This is a genomic window from Thioclava sp. NG1, from assembly GCF_003122275.1.
Lineage (GTDB): Bacteria > Pseudomonadota > Alphaproteobacteria > Rhodobacterales > Rhodobacteraceae > Thioclava > Thioclava nitratireducens.
Genome location: NZ_QFBB01000013.1, coordinates 70104 through 90127, shown reverse-complemented (window position 1 = coordinate 90127; position 20024 = coordinate 70104). Strand labels below are relative to the sequence as shown.

Genomic DNA, 20024 nt, shown 5'->3' with positions numbered 1-20024 from the left:
AGTTCGTTCGCTATATGTTCCTTCAAATGTCCATATATGCACGTTCGGGCCTGTTGGGCCTTATAGGGTCGGGTTCGCTGACACGACCCGTTCTGATGCGCAAATTACTGTCGGAGGCGCCTTTACATGGTAAAATATTCACTTCCCGCGGCCGCAATGGTGCTGCTTGCGACCGGGACTGTATCGCAAGCGGCCGAGGTCGTTTCGCAAGACATCGTCGTGATGGGTAGCGCCTGTGTCGGTTCGGGTTGCACCACGTCGACCGACTTCGGTTACAACACCATCATCGTCAGCGGCGACAGCCCGACGATCCTGTTCAACGACACGAGTTCTTCGTCCGCTTTCCCGACGACGGACTGGTCCGTCGGAACCAACGCGGGCGTTTTCGCAATCACGAATGTCGACACCGGGCAAAACGTGATGCAGGTAAGCTCCACCGGGAACGGGGTTGCTCTGGGCGCGGGCTCGACGCTGGTCGAAGGCGCGATTTCGGTCGGATCCGAGACGAACAAGCGGCGGATCACGAACGTGGCCGACGGCGTCGCTGCGAGCGACGTGGCAACCTACGGCCAGCTGCTGGCGGCGATGGATGCGGCGGGCCCGGCGAACAATGCGCTGATCCAGAAAAACGACCAGCGCATCGACAAGTTGAGCGATGAAGTGTCCCAGGTCGGCGCGATGTCTTCGGCGTTTTCGGCGCTGAGCATGAACCCGCGCGGCGAGGGCGACAATTTTCTTTCGATCGGCCTTGGCAACTACGCCGGAACGTCGGCTCTCGCGGTAGGTTCCTACCACTTCCTCGATGGCAATCGCATCTTTCTGAACACAGGCGTTGCGCGCGCGCTGGACAACGGAGCCCACACCGCCGTGCGGCTGGGGGTCACCTTTGGCGGGTAAGGCGGTTCTGCTCGGTTCGCTTCTGCTCGCTGACGCTGCATCGGCGGGAGAGAGCTTCGGCAGCTGGGACGTGACCTGCTCGGACGGCCAGATTTGTATGGCCGAACAGGTAAATCAGGACAAGACCGGCGAAACGGTGATGCGCACGGATATCGCGCCGGTCGAGGGCGGTCTGGTCTTACAGGTGAAAGTGCCCGGCAACGTTCGCCTGACGGAGGGGCCATGGCTCACGGTCGACGGCGTCTATATCTCGGACTTGAAATTCGAGAACTGCGCAAACGGCTGCCTCGCGCGCGTCGCTCTTCCGTCTGCACGAGCCGCGGCACTAACTCAGGGAAAGCAGGCGATGATTACCGTGACGGGGCTGGATGGTCGGCGCATCGGGATTCCGCTTTTGCCGACTGGGCTCTCAGACGCAATCACTTCGATCAAGAGTAAGAAATAGCAAGTCGCAATCGGCTGACCTCCAACGCTTTTGGCGTCGATGGGGCGTGCGATATCTTCTCGTGCTCCGCGTCCGCCGCGTTAATGTTTACATAATATTTATTATTCGTCTTTTGGTCTGTAGCCGGGCACATTCTAAACTGGCTTGCGACAATTCCCCTATCTTGCTGGAAAGCAAGGAGAACGGAGATGGCCCATGCAGAGCTGGATTTGCACGAGAGACGTGCAATCGAAGACATGTTGAATACCACGATGCCGGTGAGCAAGATCGCAGCTGAGATCGGTAGGCATCGCTCGACCGTATATAGGGAGATCAAGCGGAACTATTTCACGGATGACGAACTACCGTATCTGAGTGGCTACTACGGCATGAATGCTCAGAAGTACGCTTCTGATCGCCGAGCCCGACGTCGGATACTGATCCGCCTTAACGAGTTGCGCGCCCATGTCATCGCTCAGCTGAAGATTGGCTGGACACCTGAACAGATCTCGGGCCGTCTGAGATTTGACTATCAGCCCGTTCGCGTCAGCCACGAAACGATATACGCTTATGTCTACAGCGCTGAAGGCTGATCTGAACAACTGGCCCGCCACCTTCCCAGTCGACGCAAGAAACGACAACCGCGCTATGCGAGAAGGCCCAGAGGCCAAGTATTTCAACCGGATCGGTCGATCCACCAACGCCCTGACCATGTGAAGACGCGCGAGAATTTTGGCGAATGGGAAGGCGATTTGATGACCTTTGAACGCTCCAAGGGCACAATGAACGTGGCGTCTCTGGTTGAACGCAAGACCCGCTTTGCCGTCCTGTTTCGCAACAACGATCGCAGCTCAACCCACTTCATCAATAAGCTGATGGACGTGATGAAACCCCTGCCCCAGTCAGCCCGCAAATCGATCACCTTTGACCGCGGCTTCGAGTTCCGCGCTTGGCGCAAGTTGAAATCCGGCATCGGCACGGAAAGCTGGTTTTGCGATCCCCAAGCTCCCTGGCAAAAGGGCTCAGTCGAGAACCTGAACAAAAGGGCGCGTCGATATCTGCCACGTGATACCCAGCTCGCGGCACTCTCAAATCGCAATATGAAGGCGATTTGCGACCGCCTGAACGGAACACCAAGGAAGTGTCTTGGATGGCGAACCCCAACTGAAGTCTTCAGAGAAGAAATGATGAAACTGAGATAGCGGAAACGGTCGCAACGACCCTTGAGCCATCAAAGCCGCCGAGACGAACATACTCTCCCACCCTTTGGGGGCCGCAGCGGACGGGACCCGCTGGCTCCGCAATAGCGTCTCGCGGACAAAAAACGCGTCGCGAAAACCTGCGCAACTGTCATCTTCTGGCTTTGAAAATTAACGAGTCTGGAACTTAAGTATGATTGTGATCATACCTGACCGCAAACTAAAAAGGAAATAGGACGTGCCGGACGAGAACGGACATCCCGCCAGCGAAGAAGTGGAGCTCGGCGTCCTGTTCTCGGCGCTCGCCGATTCGGTGCGGCGCAAGGTAGTCCTGACGCTTGCGTCGGACCCCGACTGCATTCGTGATTGCAGCTCGTTCGACCTGCCCATCACCAAGGCGACGCGCACGCATTATTTCCGTGTACTGCGCGAAGCCGGGCTGATCCGGCAGGTCGACCTTGGCAATAACCGCACCAATCAACTGATATGGTCGGACCTGGAGGCGCGTTTCCCGGACCTGCTCTGCTTGTTTGTGAAAGAGGCGGCGGCGGGCTGATGACGGCGCCCGCCATAGCGCTATGCGCCGAGCCGCAGCCGTACCGGCAAGGGCCGCCTTGCCACGATCTTTCGAAGGCGCATCATCTCGGTATCGCCGCCGGCCGCGAATTTGCACCAGACCGCCTGGAACAGAAGTCCCCCCGGTGAGAGCCATGAACCCATGGGCCTTATCTAGCGGGTCCGCGGCTGTCTCCGCCCGCGCGGCGCGCGGGTATTCCGGCCACTGCCGAGCGATCGCAGGTGGCAAAAAAAGAGCCGGCCAAAAGGCCGGCCGAGTCGTGGAAGGCAGCATTCAGCCGAGCAATAGGTCGGGAACGAATGTTACGACTTGGGGGAAGAGAGCGAGAAGGATCACGAACAGGATCATAATCAATAGGAATGGGAAGGTTACACGCGCGATGTAACCGGTGCTCCGTCCAGTGATGTTCTGAATGACGGCAAAATTGAACGCCACTGGGGGCGTAATCTGGGCCATTTCCACCACGAGGACCATAAAGATGCCGAACCAAACTTTGTCGAACCCAGCGGCCTCGACGAGAGGCAAAACTACCGGGAGAGTGGTCGCGATCATCGAAAATCCTTCAAGCGCAGTACCAAGCACGAGATAGAGCAGAATAAGAGCCAAGATCAGCAAAATCGGCGGCAAGTCGAGCGCAGTGACAAAATTTGCGACCGCAGCAGGAATCCCCAGAGTAGAGGTGACGTTGCCGAGGACTGAGGCGCCGAGAATGATGATGCCCATGACCGAGCAGGTTTGGACAGCCCCCAGCACAATATCCCGGAGCACAGTGAGCGATAGTGCGCGCTGGTGAAGCGCTACGAGGAACGCCCCGACAACACCTAGTGCTGCAGCTTCGGATGGCGTCGCCAAGCCACCATACATGGAACCCAAGACACACAGGATTAGGAAGAGAGCGGGAGCAAGATCACGTAACGCTGAGATCCGCGCGCGAAGCGGCATGTGACGCATAGCACGCTCGGATTCTGGGATAAGCTCGGGCTTCATGGCGCTTCGGATCATAATATAAGCGCCGAAAGTGGACGCGAGTAACAAGCCCGGCAGAAAGCCAGCAGTGAAGAGACGGAGCACAGACTCGTTGGCCAAAACCCCGTACATGATCATCACGGTGGACGGCGGGATAAGGAAACCTAACGTCCCAGCGCCAGCGAGCCCCCCGATCGCGAGTTCAGGCGAGTAACCGCGCGCAAGCAACTCCTTGAGGGTCATGCGACCAACAACTTGGGTGGTTGCGGCCGAGGAACCGGAAATCGCGGCGAAAATCGAACATCCGACGATATTCACGTGCAGCAACCGCCCTGGCAGAAGGCCAGCCCAAGGCGCGAGGCCAGAGAAAAGTGCTTCCGAGAGCTTGGTGCGAAATAGAAATTCGCCCATCAAGATGAAAAGCGGCAACGCCACGAGATCGGGTGTCGTCAAGATGTTGAATACATACTGCGGGAATAGCCGCTCGATCGGGATGTGGGTGAACATGAAGGTCATCCCGATCGCGGTTGAAAGCAATGCGATGCCGATCCATGCACCTGCGGCCAAGGTTCCAAAAAGGAGCCCGAAAAGGCTCGAGACGATAGCTCCCATGTGAGTTTCCTGAGTTTATAAGTGTGGTAAGGCGGCCGCGTACCAGCCGTTTGATCATTCGATCGCGCTGGCGGCGCCCAACTTGGCGCAATTCACCGGGTTGCCAGAGAACGCCGTGACAAGACGGGCTATCATCTGAAACGCAAGGACACCTGCACCCAGTGTTAAGATCGCCTGCGGAATCCAAAGGGGCGTGAAGCTTTCCTGAGAAACTTCGCCGTAACCATAGGTTCGCAAGGTGAATTCGAAGAGCCAATAAGCCAGCGAACAACTGACGGCTGAGCCAAGGCCTGCCGAGACAATTTCAAGTATCCGAACCAAACCGGCATTTGCTGACGATAGTACCAACTCGACACGCAGTTGAAGCCCGGCACGAAGGGTCATACCCGATCCGAGTAGAAAAGCTGCCCCCATAAGATAGGCGCTATATTCCCAGCCAATTCCCGTGCTCGACGGCACAAAGGAAAGGTATTGGCTAAAGAAGGCCAGAAGAATATCGGTTAGCACCAGCAACGTCAGACTGACGATGCACAGACCAGCCAACCAAGCGCCGATAAGAGAAACCAAATCTGCGGCCCTTTGAAGGGCCGCAGCTGGTCCGCGCGGTTCCGGTTGACAAGTTTCGGAGTCGCTGGACAAATCGCTCATCTCACTTGCCTGTCTTGGCATTGGTGAACGCGTCGGCGATCGGTTTAGCCGCCGGAACGCGCTCAAAGAACTCTTTCTGAACCGGTTTGGCGCGATCACGGATATCAGACATCAATTTGTCGGAAAGCGGCACCAGTGTCATGCCCTCAGCTTCCATGGTCTTGATGCTTTTTATGTCGCTCTCGCGGGAAACTTCCCAGAAGCTGGGTTCGAGTTCGGCGGCGGTTTTCTCGATTGCGGTGCGGTCTTCTGCGGGCAGTGCGTTCCATACATCGAGGTTCACCGTGACGGCATTAGAGCCCCACGTGTGATTAGTCGGGTAGATGTAGTCAAGGAATTCCCAGAAACGCCCATCGACACCCGAAGTGGCAGACGTCGCGACGCCCTCGACCCTACCCGACGCCAGTGCAGGCAGCAGTTCACCCCATGGCATTACGACACCGTCCATCCCGATACTGCTGATGATGTCCACGGTGTTTTTGTCGGCACCGCGAACTGGGATGCCGTCAAAATCGCCGATGTCATCGACTTTTTTCTTGAGATAGACGTATTGCGCTGGCGATGGGACCATGTAGAGCAGCTTCTGATTGTTCTGCTCGAAAAGCTTTTCGAACTCCGGCCGCAAGAACTTGTGGTACTCCTTCAGCTCCTCCATCGAACTCACCAGGAAGGGCACGCCTTCGGCGCCAAAGAGAGGGTTGGTTCCTACCTGCTGACTGATGTTGATATCAGCCATGTCGACAAGCCCGTCGCGCACCGCTGCTAATTGATCCGGGCCCTTGAAACCGAGAGAACCTGCCGGGCTTACGGTGATGGTAACGTCGCCATCAGTCGCTTTGGCTACAGCATCCGCGAAGGTCTGAGCATTCTCGACCATGAAGTTGCTTTCCGGCAGAACATCAGAGAGACGAAGGTTCGTCTCTGCCGCGGCAAGGCCAGTGGTGGCGAGAAGAGTTGCTGCGCCGAACGCAAGCGGTTTAAGAAATTCCATTGTGGTTCTCCCTATTGTTTCGGCCTCTGCGGCTCCTCGTCGAGGAATACTCGAGACCTTTATGATCCTTCTTGGTAGGAGGCATGCTACTGACCTCGGGACACGAGGAGAAACACAGCTTCGCTCTGATGTGATCGCGAAAATTTATGTTACTAGAGTAACCGAGGCATTGCTTCTACGTTGAGGTGCCGGGGCGACGAACAGAACAAGAAAACCTGAAGCATGGATGTAAGAAAACTTTACTCCTTCGTAAAAATTATCGACATTGGCAGCATCACGCGTGCTTCTGCAATCCTTCACATTGCGCAACCAGCACTGAGTCAGCAGATCGCTGCCCTTGAAGCACATTACGGAAAGCCCCTTCTCGTTCGATCCAAGCGCGGTGTCGTTCCGACAGAGGCGGGTAAAGTTCTCTATCGCCATTCGCAGCTCATCCTTCGACAGATGGAGGAGGCCGAACTCGACATACAGAGCGCTTCAGAGGACATTCGAGGTCTGGTGCGAGTGGGACTGGCGCCGCTGGGACTCGGTTCCTTGCTCGCCGCACAGTTGATCAATAAGCTTCGTGAAGACTTTCCGGGCATCGTGCTTTACGTCAATGAGAACGTTGGCGGCGGCACGATGAGCGAACTTATCATGACCGGCAAGATGGACGTCGCCCTCATTTTCGATCCGGGCGCCATTCCCACCCTATCTTTCGAAAAGATTTCGACGGAAGAACTGCATTTTGTTACCATTTCAAACAGCTTCGAAAACGGCGGGGAACTGACTTTCGCCGAAGCTGTGGCGCGTCCGCTCATTCTCCCTAGCAAGATACATACGCTTCGTCAGGTGATCGACACGACGCTTGCCCGGGCCGGACTTACAGCGCGGGTGATCGCGCAGACGGAGTCGGTTTCGGTCCTATCGAACGCGCTTGGTGAGGGGCTCGGCGACACGATCCTTCCGCTGTCCGCGGCACGGGCTGTGAAGCGGAGGATTCCCGAAGCGCGTATCTGTCAGATACGGCGACCGAATATGCGGACCAACATGTCGGTCTGTTGGTCCGCGCAGTTGCCGCTGTCCGAAGCAACATTGATGGTTAAGAAAAATTTGGTCGAGCTGGCGCGTCAACTTACCGATTGATCAGAGCGGCCGCAGCTACCGACTGAAGCCCATTCGGGAAGCAAACTGGGCGCTTGGATCAAACCTAAATCATTAGGAGCTCGTTGGGGGCACATTCGAGAACGGCGGCCATGTCGTTCAGCATTTCGAATCTTATGATGCGGCCATTTCGGCGGATACTCGCAACAGGGGAGGTTCACTTCGAACCCGCCCCTGACTGAGGTGGTATCGATAACGAAATTGAGCTCATGAGAAAAGGATTTGCGCCTTGATTGCGACGCTTCGATCCGTGGCGGTCAGAAACGCTTGCTCCGCATCATCAACGGCAAATTCGTGGGTGATCAGAGAGCGCAGGTCGAGACGACGCTGCTGCATCGCTCGCACGCCCAAAGGAAATTCCTCGTGAAAGCGGAACGAGCCTCGCAGGTCGAGTTCTTTTGCCGCGATCTTGGTCAGTGGGAGCGGGACATCTCCCCCAAGGCCGAGTTGTACCACCACCCCACGGGGACGCATGGTTTCAAGCGCAGGCAGCAGGCCCTGGGCGACGCCAGTGCATTCGAACAGCGCGTCGAAGTATCCTTTGCCACTTGTATACCGATCTAGCGCCTCGGGTGCCTTCCCGGCGTTAATCGTCGATGCCGCACCCATCTCGCGCGCCATCGCGAGCGTAAAATCTGAAAGGTCAGTCGCAATGATTTCGCTCGCCCCCGCAAGCCGCGCCGAAGCAATGGCGAGGAGGCCAATCGGACCGCAACCTGTAATCAGAACCCGTTTGCCCAAAAGCGGCCCGGCGCGACGCATGGCGTGAAGCGTCACGGCGAGCGGCTCTGCTAATGCAGCTTCGCCGGGCGTGAGGCCATTTGCCACCACGCATTGAGACGCCGAGACAACAAGTTCTTCGCGAAAAACACCCTGAATATGGGGGAACGGCATTGCGGATCCGTAGAAGCGCATGTTCTCGCAGTGGTTGGGCAGCCCTTCATGACAGAAGCCACAGGCACCGCAGGGGCGCGAGGGGGATATCGCCACGAGGTCCCCGATTTCTAGCCCCGAAACGCCGGGGCCGATTTCCGTCACATAGCCGGAAACCTCATGACCCAGCACCATCGGTTCGCGCAAACGTACTGACCCGAAGCCGCCGTGGTGATAGTAGTGCAAGTCGGAGCCGCAGACTCCCCCTGCCGCTGTGCGAATGCGCACTTCGCCGGGCGTAAGCTCGCGAGCTTCTGCCGAAGGGGCTGCCTCGATACGAAGGTCTTTCGGACCATGAATAATAATGGATTTCATAGGCCTACCTCAAATCACGGGGGTCAGAAGGGGGGCGCCTTGAAAATGTGCGGCCAGGTTAGCGCGCACTAGCTCCCCCATCGCTTTGCGAGTTTCGACGGTGCCAGAAGCTTGATGTGGCTGAAGAAGAATGTTCGGCACATTGCAGAAGCGCTCGTCGAGCCTGGGCTCGCCCTCAAACACGTCAAGCGCTGCGGAGCCGAGCGTGCCGTCACTAAGAGCGGCGAGCAGAGCTTCCTCATCGACATTCGAAGCCCGCGAGACGTTTATAAGCATACCATCCGGGCCAAGCGACTCTAGCACGGGTGCATTCACGATGTGACGGGTTTCCTCCGAAGCCGCAGCTGCCACAAAAAGGAAATCACTCTCGCGGGCCAGCAACTCCACATCCTCGACGAATGCCCAGTCCGGTGCGTAGACTTTCGGCGCGACGTCGGAGTAGCTGATTTGCATACCGAAGCCCGCGAGTCGTTTGGCAATCTCGAAACCGATGCGACCGAGGCCGAGAATACCGGCGCGGCGCCCGAAGACACGACGCTGCAAAGGCAGAGCGCCCTGCCCTGCCCATTGGCCATTCCGAACCCAAGCATCGCCCGCCACGACACCGCGCGACTGCGCAAGCATCATCGTTACGGCAAAATCCGCCACGTCACCGGAGAGCACATCGGGAGTATTCGTAACCCGAATACCGCGCTCGCTGCAGGCATCGAGATCCACAGCATCATAGCCCACGCCATAGACCGACACGAGCTCCAACTGCGGACACGCGGAGATGACATCACGAGACGCACCCAGTTCGCCGCGGGTAGCAATGGCACGAACCGACGGGCCATGTTCGGACAGATAGGCAGCCTTATCTTCGGCGTCGAAATAGCGGCGGATATCGAAGGCTTCGTTCAACGGCTTTTCGTCCCACGCGGGATAGCCGCCCATCTGCAGGACCACGGGTTTGGACATAAGGTTATCTCCTCAGTTGCTCGCGTCCAGTCTGAGACACACGAATCCCGACTTGACGACGGAAAGTTATCGATAACATAATGTGAGCAGAAAGCCTTGTCGACACCGAAATGAGGACCGCCCCATGACCATGCAAAATGACTATCTCGAAAACACTTTCGGACTGGGCGGGAAGTGCGCCCTGATCACCGGCTCGTCGCAAGGCATTGGGTTCGCCTTGGCGCTCGGGCTGGCCCGGGCGGGAGCTGCCGTTGTGCTGAACGGTCGAAACGAGACTAAAGTTCAACACGCACGTGACGAAATCCTCGCCGTCCTTCCGAACGCGAGCGTGCACGCGCTCTGCTTTGATGTCACGGACCACGAGGCGGCACGAAAAGCAGTCGACAATTTCGAGCTTTCGGAAGGGCCAATCGACATTCTCGTGAACAATGCCGGGATGCAGCATCGTAGCCCACTTGAAGATTTCCCGGCAGAGCGCTTCGAGGCCCTCTTGCGAACCAACGTTTCGTCTGTGTTCAACGTTGGGCAGGCTGTTGCGCGTTACATGATCGGGCGCGGACGCGGGAAGATAATTAACATTTGCTCGGTCCAAACTGCCCTCGCGCGCCCCGGAATTGCGCCTTACACAGCGACGAAGGGCGCGGTGGCCAACCTCACGAAAGGTATGGCGACCGACTGGGCGAAGCATGGCCTGCAATGCAACGCGATCGCTCCGGGTTACTTCGAGACACCACTGAATGCCGCGTTGGTCGCTGATCCCGAGTTTACCTCGTGGCTTCAAAAGCGCACGCCCGCGGGTCGGTGGGGCAAGGTAGAGGAATTGGTTGGAGCCTGCATATTCCTTTCTTCAGACGCGTCGAGCTTCGTTAATGGTCATGTTCTCTTCGTTGATGGTGCGATCAGTGCTTCGCTTTGAGCGCAACCAGCTAAACCGCAGGCATTTTGTGCTGATGGGCGTCTGCGGCAGCGGAAAATCCACTGTCGGAGAGGCGCTCTCGCGTGCTTCTGGTCTCACGTATATTGACGGAGACGATCTGCACCCGGAGTCCAACGTCGAGAAGATGCGAACGGGCCTACCCTTGAATGACTTGGATCGCGCCCCTTGGCTTGCCGCATGCGGACGCAGCCTGGCAGAGAGGCGGGAAGGACTGATCCTCGGCTGCTCCGCGCTAAAAGCAAGCTACCGACACCTTATTCGCGCAAACGCAAAACCCGCGGAGCCGACATTCATCTATCTTCACGGCACGCGCGCTCTTCTGCGCGCGCGCTTAGAGGCGCGTCGAGATCATTTCATGCCGAGTGCGCTACTCGACAGCCAACTGGAGACCTTGGACCCCCCAAGCCCTTCAGAAGGCGCTTTGACCGTCAGCATCGAGCATTCTCCGGACGCGATCGCGGAGCATATCCTGTCAAGGCTTGCAGGGCGCTCCGGGTCTGTTGCCCAAATTGCTTGCGCGGGGTAGTCATCGCGCCGAGTAGGGAGATGTTCAATGAAAACGCCTACGCGTAGCGGCAAGGTTAAGATGTCCGACATAGCGGCGGCTCTTGGCGTCTCGGCTATGACCGTTTCGCGCGCCTTCAAGGGCGAGAGTGGGATCAGCGCCAAAACCCGAACAAGCATTTTGTTGAAAGCCGAAGAGCTTGGTTACGTCTTTGACGCGACCGCGTCTAACTTGCGGCAAAGCCGGACAGGTTTTGTCGCGGTCACCGTGCCGTCGATTGAGAACGCCAATTTTTCGGCGACGGTGCGCGAGCTTTCGAAAGGTTTGCTGAAAAAGAACATCCAGATTCTTCTGACGAACACCGAATATGATCCCAATGAAGAAGAGCGGCTAATCGCGCAGTTACTGCAGCGAAACCCCGAAGCGATCGTACTGACCGGAGGGCAACACACTCCGCGGACTCGCGCTTTGCTCGCTAAAGCGTCCATTCCGGTGGTCGAGATTTGGGATCTGCCCGCCAAACCGATTGGGCACGTAGTCGGGTTCTCAAACGAGTCCGCGGTGAAGGGTTTGGTCGACCACTTGGTGAAAACAGGGAGGCGCAGGCTCGCGTTTCTCGGAGGGGAAGCCACGAATGACTCACGTGGGGCTCAGCGCAGGGCTGGTTTCGTTGCCGCGCTGAGAGAACACGGGCTAGAAACGAACCGCCTCATACCGGCGGGACCAGCCCCGGTCGGTATGTCCGAGGGTGCGTCCGGGCTTGAACGTTTAATTAACCTCTTCGGAGATACGGACGGACTAATCTGCGTCTCGGACCTCGTGGCTTTCGGCGCGTTGCAGCAATGTCGACGCCTCGGGGTCGAGGTGCCCGACGACATTGCGATCGCGGGCTTCGGAAACTACGAGATCGGTCGCGTTTGTGAACCACCGCTCACCACAATCGACGTTCACGCAGGTCTTATAGGTAGCCGATGTGCCGACATGGTGCTGACTTTGCTTGAGGGACCGTCGCCCCCGGGCGCCGCGCTGTGGCAGGCACTTCAGCCTGATCTCATTTTGCGCCGCTCAACTCCCTGAAGCGAGAGCTGAGCGGAACTGGGGAGGTATCACAAGTCTGTCGTCAGCCCCTTGGCTTCAAGCACTGGAGCGAGGTTGCACAGGTCGATAACTGTGCGGCCGGATTTGTACTGCTCGATGAGTTCTGCTTCGACGTCCTCGCGCGCCTGCGATTTCCGCGCCACCTCAGCAGCATCCTCCCGGCGAACCACGACGAGCCCATCTGCATCGCCACGGATCACGTCACCAGGACGGACGAGTTCGCCTCCGATAATGATGTCGCGGCCAGTCTGGCCGAGGGTCTCTTTCACCGTTCCTTTGATGCAAACGCTTAGCGAAAACACGGGCAGGCCAAGCTCGATCAAAGCCTGAGTATCGCGCACGCCAGTATCCGTCACAACGCCGGCAATCCCTTTGGCCAAGCAAGCATTGCCGAGAACATCCCCGAAGCAGCCAGCTTCTTCGTATTCGCCAGCAGAGACTACGATCACGTCTCCTTTTTGGGCGTAATGGATCGCAAGTTGCAGCATGATGTTATCGCGCGGGGCGCTCTGCACAGTAAACGCCGGACCGCACAGGGACATTGCGCGGTCGATCGGTTTTAGCCGTGAGCTAAGCGCTCCAAGTCGCCCTTGCGCCTCATGGATCGTCGCGCTTCCAAACTTAGCAAGCGATGCCACGTCCTCAGGCGCGGCTCGCTCAAATTTAGTAATGATATGGGGCATTTGACGCCGCCCTCCTCGACAATTTTGGTGTGGGTCGTTGGGGGCCAACCTAAGCGAGAAGCGTTCATCGATGATAACAGCAACTAGGTCTGATGTCAGAGCGCTTCGTTATGCCAGACCGGTCCGAGGTCATTTCAAACCGCTCTGACATCATTGCCGCCGCGCGGTGCTAGTTTTGGTGCACCCCCTGAACCGCACCAAAGAGGAGCCGAAATTTACATGCCAATATCGATCGACTCCTTAATCTCGAGCATGGAATGGGCCTCGCATAACAAAATAGCCGAATACAGCTTCCAGCTCGACGGGCGCCGCGTAACGATTGTTCGCAGCGAAGCCGGATCATCGGCACCGCATGCAAGTAGTTCCGATGAACCTGCGCCTGCCGCGTCCGACGCCGAAGAGAACGGGTCACATATCATTTGCGCGCCGCTTTCGGGCGTGTGTTACCTAGCAAAGGAAGGCGGTGCGGACCCCTTCGTGACGGTCGGCGACACAGTGAGCAAAGGTCAGACCCTTTGTTTGGTCGAGGCTATGAAACTCATGACTTCTGTAAATGCCGATCGCGACGGTGCAGTCGTCGAGATTTGCGTCGAGGAAGGGGCGTCGGTCGAGGCTGGAGCCCCGCTAATCAAGGTGCGCGCATGACCGATTCAAAGAGTACTTCCCCTTCTGATCGCCAGACCGTCTTTGTCGCCAATCGGGGTGAAATTGCGCTCCGCATTATCCGCGCTTGCCGGCGTCTCGGGCTCCGAGTTGTATGTGGATTTTCAGAAGCTGATCGAGGCGCGGCTTATCTCGCCTGCGCCGATGATGCGATCTGCATCGGTCCTGCAGCCGCAGCAAAAAGTTATTTGAATATTCCTGCAGTAATCCGCGCAGCCCAATTGCTTGAGGCCGACCTGATCCATCCCGGCTACGGCTTTCTCTCCGAAAACGCCGACTTTGCTGAAGCCGTGGAAAAAGCTGGGATGACCCTCGTGGGCCCGAGCGCCGAAATCATGCGGCGTATGGGCGACAAAGTCGAAGCCAAGGCAGCAATGATTGCCGCGGATGTTCCCTGCGTACCTGGGCCCGATAGTGTGCTTCCAAATGACCCTGAAGCGATCGCTGCGATCGCCGAGCAGATTGGGTATCCCGTCATACTCAAAGCCGCAGGCGGTGGCGGAGGCCGCGGCATGCGAATTGTCCGCGAGGCTGCCAAACTTGCCGAGGCCTTTATGCTTACTCGTCAGGAAGCTCAGCGGTTCTTCGGCAATCCCGACATCTACATGGAAAAGTTCCTTGAAAAGCCGCGCCACGTCGAGATCCAAATCCTCGCTGACGCTCACGGGACAGCACTATGGCTCGGAGATCGCGACTGCTCGATGCAGCGTCGGCACCAAAAACTCATCGAAGAAGCGCCTGCGCCCGGAATTGATCGCGGTCTGATTGAAGAGATTGGTACCCGCTGCGCCCGGTCCTGCGCAGAGATCGGCTATGTCGGTGCTGGCACCTTCGAGTTTCTCTACGAAGACGGGCAATTCTACTTCATCGAGATGAACACACGCATTCAAGTTGAGCATCCGGTTACCGAGATGGTCACCGGTCTCGATATTGTGGCGCTTCAGATCGACGTGGCGCGTGGCCGTCCCCTGCCCCTCTCGCAAGAGCAGGTTCGAACCGAGGGCCACGCCATTGAGTGTCGGATCAATGCTGAGGACCCAGAAAGTTTTGCACCTAGCCCGGGGCGCGTCAGTAAGATGCACGCCCCCGGCGGGCCGGGGGTGCGCGTCGATACGCATATTGCTTCAGGCACCGAGGTCTCCGCGAGTTACGACTCGATGATAGCCAAGATCATCGCCTTCGGCGTCGACCGCGACGAGGCGCTCTCCCGCGCGCGGGCCGCGCTGGAGGAAATGCAGATCGAGGGAGTAAAGACGAATATTGCACTGCACAGCCAGTTGTTGGTCGACACTGGCTTTGCTGAAGGTGGCGTCTCAATCCATCATTTTGAGCATTGGCTCGAGAAACGCGAGGCCAGCAATGCCTAAGTCCGGCGTATTCCCGATTGGCAGCCGCACGTTTCTCTATCAAGTGGATTGCCCATTCGATCTCGAACATCAGCGACGCTTCTGGTCCATGGCGGAGACGCTCGGCCAACGCGACGACGTGGTCGAAGCAGTGCCTGGAATGACCAACGTCACTATTCGCTTCGAGCGAGTCCCGAACGAACTCGCCACCCTCGAACGCGACCTTGATGCGCTTTGGGCAACCGGGGACAAGAAAGACCTGACAGGAAAAGTGCTGGAGATAGACACCACTTATGGCGGCGCCGGAGGGCCCCACCTTCAGGATGTCTGCTCCCTGACCGGCCTAACGGTCGATGAGGTTGTGCGCCTGCACTGCCGTTCCGACTACACTGTCTATGCCGTCGGTAGTCATGCTGGCTATTGCTACCTCGGCGGGCTGGATCCTCGCCTGGAAACTCCCCGTCGAAAAGTACCCCTGAAAACGCTACCCGGCGGGTCGCTTTCAATCGCGGGGCTTCAGACCGGGGTTTCGGCGTCAGCGGGACCGAGTGGCTGGAATACGATTGGTTCCGCCGATGTGTGTTTCTTTGACCCCACAAGGAAGCCTGCGTCGCTGCTGAGACCAGGAGATCAGATACGCTTCAAGCCAACGGAGGTGATCGCATGATCGAGGTCATTTCGATCCCGCCGCTCGCGACGATTCAGGATCTGGGGCGCTTCGGCTACTGGGCACAGGGGCTCGGCCGAGCGGGGGCTATGGATCCGCTGGCGCATCGCGTGGCGAACCTGCTTCTCGGCAACGACGAAGAAGCGGCCACTCTCGAGATTCCTCTCACTCCGGCCCAGTTTCGGTTCGTTGAGGATAGCAATTTCGCACTCGTCGGCGCCGCCAGCAAAGCGACGCTCGATGGTGTTTCCTTGCCACGGGTCTGGGCGGGCAATGCGCGCGCCGGGCAGGTATTGACCCTTGGCCCCCTTACACAAGGTGCGCAGGTTTACCTGAGCCTTCCGGGCGGCATCGATGTGCCAAGAGTACTGGGTTCAAGAAGCACTCAGCTGAGAGAGGCATTCGGAGGCATTGAGGGGCGAGTTCTGGAGGCCGGTGATATTCTGCGCCCAGTTTCGGCAAGCACCCAAATGCGCCCCTTGAGCTATTCGCTTCCGCCCCTTCGCCCGCTTGGCGGCGCTGATATTGTATTGCGCGTTCTACCGTCTGCTGAAACGGAAGAATTCTCTCAGGCCTCACGCGACGCTTTTTTCTCGCAAACCTATACCATTACCCCGGCCAGCAATCGGCAAGGTTATCGCCTTCAAGGCCCTGAACTGACACGGCAAGCCACCGGGGAGCTGCGCTCGCACGGTATTGCTCCCGGCATCGTCCAAGTGCCGGGCGGCGGGCAGCCTATTATTCAGCTCGCAGACTCTGCCACGATGGGAGGCTACCCAAAGATCGCCTGCGTGATCGAACCCGACCTTTGGCGGATCGGACAGGCGCGGGCCGGCGACAATGTGCGCTTCGAGCTGATCACGCTTGCTGAAGCCCGCGACGCCGAAATCGAAGAAACGGCTCTGCTTGAAAACTGCCGCCGCCTTCTCGACCTTCACGAATTTCAGAAGGGATGGAGCTAAATGTATTCTGAAACAGAGATGACGCGCCTTGTGGAGGCGATGCGTCGCACTGGAAGCAAACTCCTCGAAGTGGATGGCGCAGGCGACCACTTGCGTCTCGTGCTCGGCGACGCGGAGCCGGCTGCGTCGGAGATCGCGCCTCTCAATGCCGCACCCAAAGAGCAGGTAAAGAGTCCCGGACTCGGACGGTTTATCGCTGTAGGGCGCGATGACGGCCTGGAGCCTGTGAGTGCAGGCGCCGCCGTCAGCGAAGGACAGGTGTTGGGCTACATCGATGATGATGGTGTGCGCCTCCCGTTCTGCGCGCCAGCTGCAGGTACGTTGACTGCGGCGCTAGTCGCGGAAGGACAGGTCACAGGTTACGGCGACGTTCTCTTTGAATTGGAGGTCGTCCAATGAAGATCGACATAAATTCGGATATGGGCGAAGGCTTCGGGCCCTACAGCATCGCCGATGACGCCGCGCTCATGGGCCAAATCAGTTCGGCTAATGTCGCGTGCGGCTATCACGCCGGCGACCCGATGATCATGGAGCGTACCGTGAGACTTGCTCGGGAGCATGGCGTCGATCTCGGGGCGCATGTCAGTTTTCCTGACCGCATGGGTTTTGGCCGGCGCAAATTGGAAATGGACCTCGATGAGCTCGAGGCTCATATACTCTATCAAATCGGGGCTCTCGATGCGTTTGCTCGACGTGCTGGCCACGGAATTACGCACATGAACCCGCACGGCGCGCTGGGAAATCTCGCCAGCAGCGATCCTGCAATCGCCGAAGCAGTCGCTCGCGCAACGATGGATTTCGATCCTGAAATAGCCTTCCTCGTGTTGCCTGGCAGCGCGCTTGAGCGCGCGGCACTCGAACGGGGGGGCAAGGTAATCCGACTGTTCCTCGCCGATCGCGGCTATACACCGGATGGCCAACTCGCACCGCGAAATCAAGCCGGTGCGCTCATCAAGAACGAGACAGAAGTTGTCGAGCGAGTGATACGCGTGCTCCTCGAACGCAAACTGACCTGCGTAACCGGCGAAGAAATCGAGATGCCAGTGCAGTCTGTGCTGCTGCATTCCGACACACCCGGTGCTGTCGCCCTCGCGACCCGGCTCAGACAGGCGATCGCCAATCGGGGCGGAGAGATCGTTCCGCTCACCGCCCAGTAGGGGCGCGTCCGGCGTTGACCGGATCAACCAGACACAAAACAGATAGGATTATTCGAATGCCCTTCTCCGACTACAAATCCGCTATCGTGACCGGCGCTTCCGGCGGAATGGGCCGTGCCATCGCAGAGCGGTTGGCGAAGAACGGCCTCACGGTCCACGCCTTTGCGCGCAGCGCGGACAAGCTCGAAGCTTTTGCCGATAGCTGCGAGGGGATCGTGCCGCACGCCGTGGACGTCTCCGACCTCGACGCGGTGACCAATGAACTCAAGGACCTCGAAGTCGACGTCCTGGTGAATTGCGCTGGCGTTTCGCGACCCGGCAGCCTTCTGCAGTCAGACGCCTTTGACATCGATGAACAGATCGACGTCAACCTTCGGGCCTGTCTGCATCTCGCACGGTTGCTCCTCCCGGGTATGATGACGCGCGACTCCGGCCATATCATCAATATTACTTCGATGGCGGGTCATTACGAATTTGGCGGCCACATAGCTTACCACGCGACGAAGGCGGCGATGCACACGGTCTCGCGCCAACTCCGCGTCGATGCATTCGGACGCCGAGTGCGGGTGACCGAGATCAGCCCCGGACGCGTCGAGACTGACATTTTTGCGCATGTCGAAAAAATCAGCCCCGAGGAAGCGAAGAAGAAATATTTCGACGGGTTCGAGATGCCGCAAGTCTCGGACATCGCAGATGCGGTCGAATACGCCGTGGGAACCCCTCAATATGTCAATATCGGGCTAATTGAACTGCTCCCGACCTTGCAAGTGCCAGGTGGGCTCCGAACTGCCAAGCGGAACGGTGATGAGGTCATCCTTACCGGGAACAAATGAGCTGATAACGGGAAAAATGTAGCGGGTCGGCCTGCGCACAAAGCAGCCTGCGACTGAATTGCGCAGGGCTGGCTCGCTCTCCCTCGACTTCCAAGCTCTTGATTTTTTAGTGAGACCATCATGGAAAACCACAAACTAGCGACCCGCGTCACTTCAATCCGAGTATCCCCCAGCGTTGCTGCCGCGCAGAAGGTGCGCGACCTGAAGGCCCAGGGGCGCGAGATTCTAAACCTCACTGTCGGCGAGCCGGACTTCGATACGCCGGACACGATCAAAAGCGCAGCCGTCGCCGCGATCGCTGAAGGTGATACCAAGTACACGGCAGTGAACGGTACCGAAGAATTGCGTAAAGCCGTGCGTCACGACTTTTCCAAGCGTCTCGGCATCGAGTGTGATCTAGACCGAATTTGCGTCGGCGGTGGTGCCAAGCAGATTCTTTTTGTCGCGATGATGGCCACAGTCGAAACTGGAACCGAAGTAATTGTCCCGGCGCCCTACTGGGTCTCGTACCCTGACATGGTGGTAGCGAACGGCGGCACTCCTGTGATTGTGCCTTGCGGAGAAGAAGTGGGATTCAAGCTGACCCCCGACGCGCTTGAGGCCGCTATCACCCCGCAAACCCGTTGGGTGGTTCTCAATTCCCCCTCGAACCCGACGGGTGCCGCCTATACCGGTGCCGAATTGCGCGCGCTCGCTGACGTATTGCTGCGGCATCCTCAGGTGCTGGTCATGTGCGACGAAATCTACGATCGCATTTGGTACGCGGACTTCGCTACCGAGAGCATCCTTGGAGTAGCTCCGGAACTGGGCGAGCAAGCCCTGGTGGTAAACGGTGTGTCGAAGTCATATGCGATGACTGGCTGGCGCATCGGATACGCGGTCGGGCCGAAGTTCCTGATCGACGCGATTAACAAGCTTCAATCGCAAATGTCGTCCTGCCCCTCGTCGATCAGTCAAGCCGCTGCCGCCGCTGCACTGACCGGCCTGCAGGAGAGCGTTGATGCTTCGGTCGAGGTCTACCGTGCGCGCCGCGACCGTGCCCACGCGTTGATCAATGCGATCCCCGGACTGAGTTGCTCGCTTCCGGACGGCGCTTTCTACCTCTATCCCTGTTGCGCTGGTGTGCTCGGCAAAACCACGCCGGATGGCGACAAAATTGAGACCGATCTGGACTTCGTACTCTACCTGCTTGAACAAGCCGGAGTCGCGTCGGTGCATGGTGGGGCTTACGGAATGGAACCCTACTTCCGTATCTCGACGGCCACCTCGATGGAAGTGATCGAAGCCGCTTGTGCAAAGATCGCCGAGGCGGTGGCCTCTCTTTCCTGACGAAAATGAACAGTCGATACCGAATACCCTTAGGCGAAGGTTATTCGGTATCGAGCTGGTCGTTCATTTCGCTCACTTGCCGTTAGCTCTTCAAGAATTTTCTGCGGGATCTCCCTTTGTGCGCCAGAGGGCACTGCGGTCTGCTAACTGTGAGAGGAATCTTCTTACGCATTTCGGCATAA

General features: G+C 58.0%; 21 protein-coding genes and 1 pseudogene. 16 read left to right on the top strand and 6 right to left on the bottom strand.

Annotated elements, in window-relative coordinates; all coding sequences use genetic code 11:
• Positions 1-126: 126 nt before the first annotated feature.
• From DEM26_RS18850 to DEM26_RS18835, 4 genes and pseudogenes are all read left to right on the top strand, one after another.
• Positions 127-897 (top strand): YadA-like family protein, encoded by a 771-nt coding sequence (locus tag DEM26_RS18850; RefSeq protein WP_078523251.1) that lies wholly within the window; start codon positions 127-129, stop codon positions 895-897.
• Positions 887-1342, top strand: coding sequence for an invasion associated locus B family protein (locus DEM26_RS18845; protein WP_109173125.1), 456 nt, complete (start codon positions 887-889; stop codon positions 1340-1342). The genes DEM26_RS18850 and DEM26_RS18845 overlap by 11 nt, the downstream gene beginning before the upstream one ends.
• Before the next feature lie 188 nt (positions 1343-1530).
• Positions 1531-2523: pseudogene (locus DEM26_RS18840) on the top strand (IS30 family transposase).
• A gap of 235 nt (positions 2524-2758) precedes the next feature.
• Positions 2759-3076, top strand: a complete 318-nt coding sequence (locus DEM26_RS18835; protein ID WP_109173124.1) for a winged helix-turn-helix domain-containing protein — start codon at positions 2759-2761, stop codon at positions 3074-3076.
• 294 nt (positions 3077-3370) lie between these two features.
• Here DEM26_RS18835 and DEM26_RS18830 read toward each other — a convergent pair whose 3' ends face one another.
• The 3 genes from DEM26_RS18830 to DEM26_RS18820 are packed head-to-tail and all read right to left on the bottom strand — an operon-like array spanning position 3371 to position 6314.
• Entirely contained in the window at positions 3371-4675 is a 1305-nt protein-coding gene (locus tag DEM26_RS18830) for a TRAP transporter large permease (protein ID WP_109173123.1), read from the bottom strand.
• A gap of 54 nt (positions 4676-4729) precedes the next feature.
• Positions 4730-5323: a TRAP transporter small permease subunit gene (locus DEM26_RS18825; protein ID WP_199224703.1), complete on the bottom strand. Its 594-nt coding sequence runs from the start codon at positions 5321-5323 to the stop codon at positions 4730-4732.
• 1 nt (position 5324) lies between these two features.
• Positions 5325-6314: a TRAP transporter substrate-binding protein gene (locus DEM26_RS18820; RefSeq protein WP_109173122.1), complete on the bottom strand. Its 990-nt coding sequence runs from the start codon at positions 6312-6314 to the stop codon at positions 5325-5327.
• A 222-nt stretch (positions 6315-6536) separates the two neighbouring features.
• Here DEM26_RS18820 and DEM26_RS18815 point away from each other — a divergent pair, with 222 nt between their 5' ends.
• Positions 6537-7439 carry a LysR substrate-binding domain-containing protein gene (locus tag DEM26_RS18815; protein ID WP_109173121.1) on the top strand — a complete coding sequence of 301 codons (903 nt, stop codon included), beginning with the start codon at positions 6537-6539 and terminating at the stop codon, positions 7437-7439.
• Between the two features lie 225 nt (positions 7440-7664).
• Here DEM26_RS18815 and DEM26_RS18810 read toward each other — a convergent pair whose 3' ends face one another.
• Together DEM26_RS18810 and DEM26_RS18805 are read right to left on the bottom strand one after the other, a co-directional pair.
• The gene (locus DEM26_RS18810; protein ID WP_109173120.1) at positions 7665-8705 is read right to left on the bottom strand and encodes an L-idonate 5-dehydrogenase; all 1041 of its coding nucleotides are present in this window, start codon (positions 8703-8705) and stop codon (positions 7665-7667) included.
• Between the two features lie 9 nt (positions 8706-8714).
• On the bottom strand, positions 8715-9662 hold the full coding sequence (locus DEM26_RS18805; protein WP_109173119.1) for a 2-hydroxyacid dehydrogenase: 948 nt from the start codon (positions 9660-9662) through the stop codon (positions 8715-8717).
• Between the two features lie 124 nt (positions 9663-9786).
• Between DEM26_RS18805 and DEM26_RS18800 the strand changes: the two genes are divergently transcribed.
• Genes DEM26_RS18800 through DEM26_RS18790 form a run of 3 tightly spaced genes read left to right on the top strand, consistent with a single transcriptional unit; the run spans position 9787 to position 12181 of the window.
• Positions 9787-10578: an SDR family oxidoreductase gene (locus DEM26_RS18800; protein ID WP_109173118.1), complete on the top strand. Its 792-nt coding sequence runs from the start codon at positions 9787-9789 to the stop codon at positions 10576-10578.
• Positions 10532-11125, top strand: coding sequence for a gluconokinase (locus DEM26_RS18795; protein WP_233243208.1), 594 nt, complete (start codon positions 10532-10534; stop codon positions 11123-11125). The genes DEM26_RS18800 and DEM26_RS18795 overlap by 47 nt, the downstream gene beginning before the upstream one ends.
• Positions 11126-11152: 27 nt before the next feature.
• Complete coding sequence (locus tag DEM26_RS18790; protein ID WP_233243207.1) at positions 11153-12181, top strand: LacI family DNA-binding transcriptional regulator; 1029 nt, start codon at positions 11153-11155, stop codon at positions 12179-12181.
• Between the two features lie 29 nt (positions 12182-12210).
• On the opposite strand, the gene DEM26_RS18785 is transcribed toward DEM26_RS18790, so the two are convergent.
• On the bottom strand, positions 12211-12885 hold the full coding sequence (locus tag DEM26_RS18785; protein WP_109173116.1) for a 4-carboxy-4-hydroxy-2-oxoadipate aldolase/oxaloacetate decarboxylase: 675 nt from the start codon (positions 12883-12885) through the stop codon (positions 12211-12213).
• A 219-nt stretch (positions 12886-13104) separates the two neighbouring features.
• Here DEM26_RS18785 and DEM26_RS18780 point away from each other — a divergent pair, with 219 nt between their 5' ends.
• The 8 genes from DEM26_RS18780 to DEM26_RS18745 all read left to right on the top strand — a co-directional run bounded on the left by DEM26_RS18780 (position 13105) and on the right by DEM26_RS18745 (position 19842).
• The gene (locus tag DEM26_RS18780) at positions 13105-13530 is read left to right on the top strand and encodes an acetyl-CoA carboxylase biotin carboxyl carrier protein (RefSeq protein WP_109173115.1); all 426 of its coding nucleotides are present in this window, start codon (positions 13105-13107) and stop codon (positions 13528-13530) included.
• Positions 13527-14915, top strand: coding sequence for an acetyl-CoA carboxylase biotin carboxylase subunit (gene accC / locus DEM26_RS18775; protein ID WP_109173114.1), 1389 nt, complete (start codon positions 13527-13529; stop codon positions 14913-14915). Before DEM26_RS18780 ends, accC begins: the two co-directional genes overlap by 4 nt.
• Positions 14908-15561 carry a 5-oxoprolinase subunit PxpB gene (pxpB, locus tag DEM26_RS18770; protein ID WP_109173113.1) on the top strand — a complete coding sequence of 218 codons (654 nt, stop codon included), beginning with the start codon at positions 14908-14910 and terminating at the stop codon, positions 15559-15561. Before accC ends, pxpB begins: the two co-directional genes overlap by 8 nt.
• Positions 15558-16523: a biotin-dependent carboxyltransferase family protein gene (locus DEM26_RS18765; RefSeq protein WP_109173112.1), complete on the top strand. Its 966-nt coding sequence runs from the start codon at positions 15558-15560 to the stop codon at positions 16521-16523. The genes pxpB and DEM26_RS18765 overlap by 4 nt, the downstream gene beginning before the upstream one ends.
• Positions 16524-16922 carry a biotin/lipoyl-containing protein gene (locus tag DEM26_RS18760; protein ID WP_109173111.1) on the top strand — a complete coding sequence of 133 codons (399 nt, stop codon included), beginning with the start codon at positions 16524-16526 and terminating at the stop codon, positions 16920-16922.
• Positions 16919-17680, top strand: coding sequence for a LamB/YcsF family protein (locus DEM26_RS18755; protein ID WP_109173110.1), 762 nt, complete (start codon positions 16919-16921; stop codon positions 17678-17680). Before DEM26_RS18760 ends, DEM26_RS18755 begins: the two co-directional genes overlap by 4 nt.
• Positions 17681-17736: 56 nt before the next feature.
• A complete protein-coding gene (locus DEM26_RS18750) occupies positions 17737-18513 on the top strand; it encodes an SDR family oxidoreductase (RefSeq protein ID WP_109173109.1) in 777 nt (258 codons plus the stop codon).
• 120 nt (positions 18514-18633) lie between these two features.
• Positions 18634-19842, top strand: coding sequence for an aspartate transaminase (locus tag DEM26_RS18745; RefSeq protein ID WP_109173108.1), 1209 nt, complete (start codon positions 18634-18636; stop codon positions 19840-19842).
• The last annotated feature ends 182 nt before the right edge of the window (positions 19843-20024 follow it).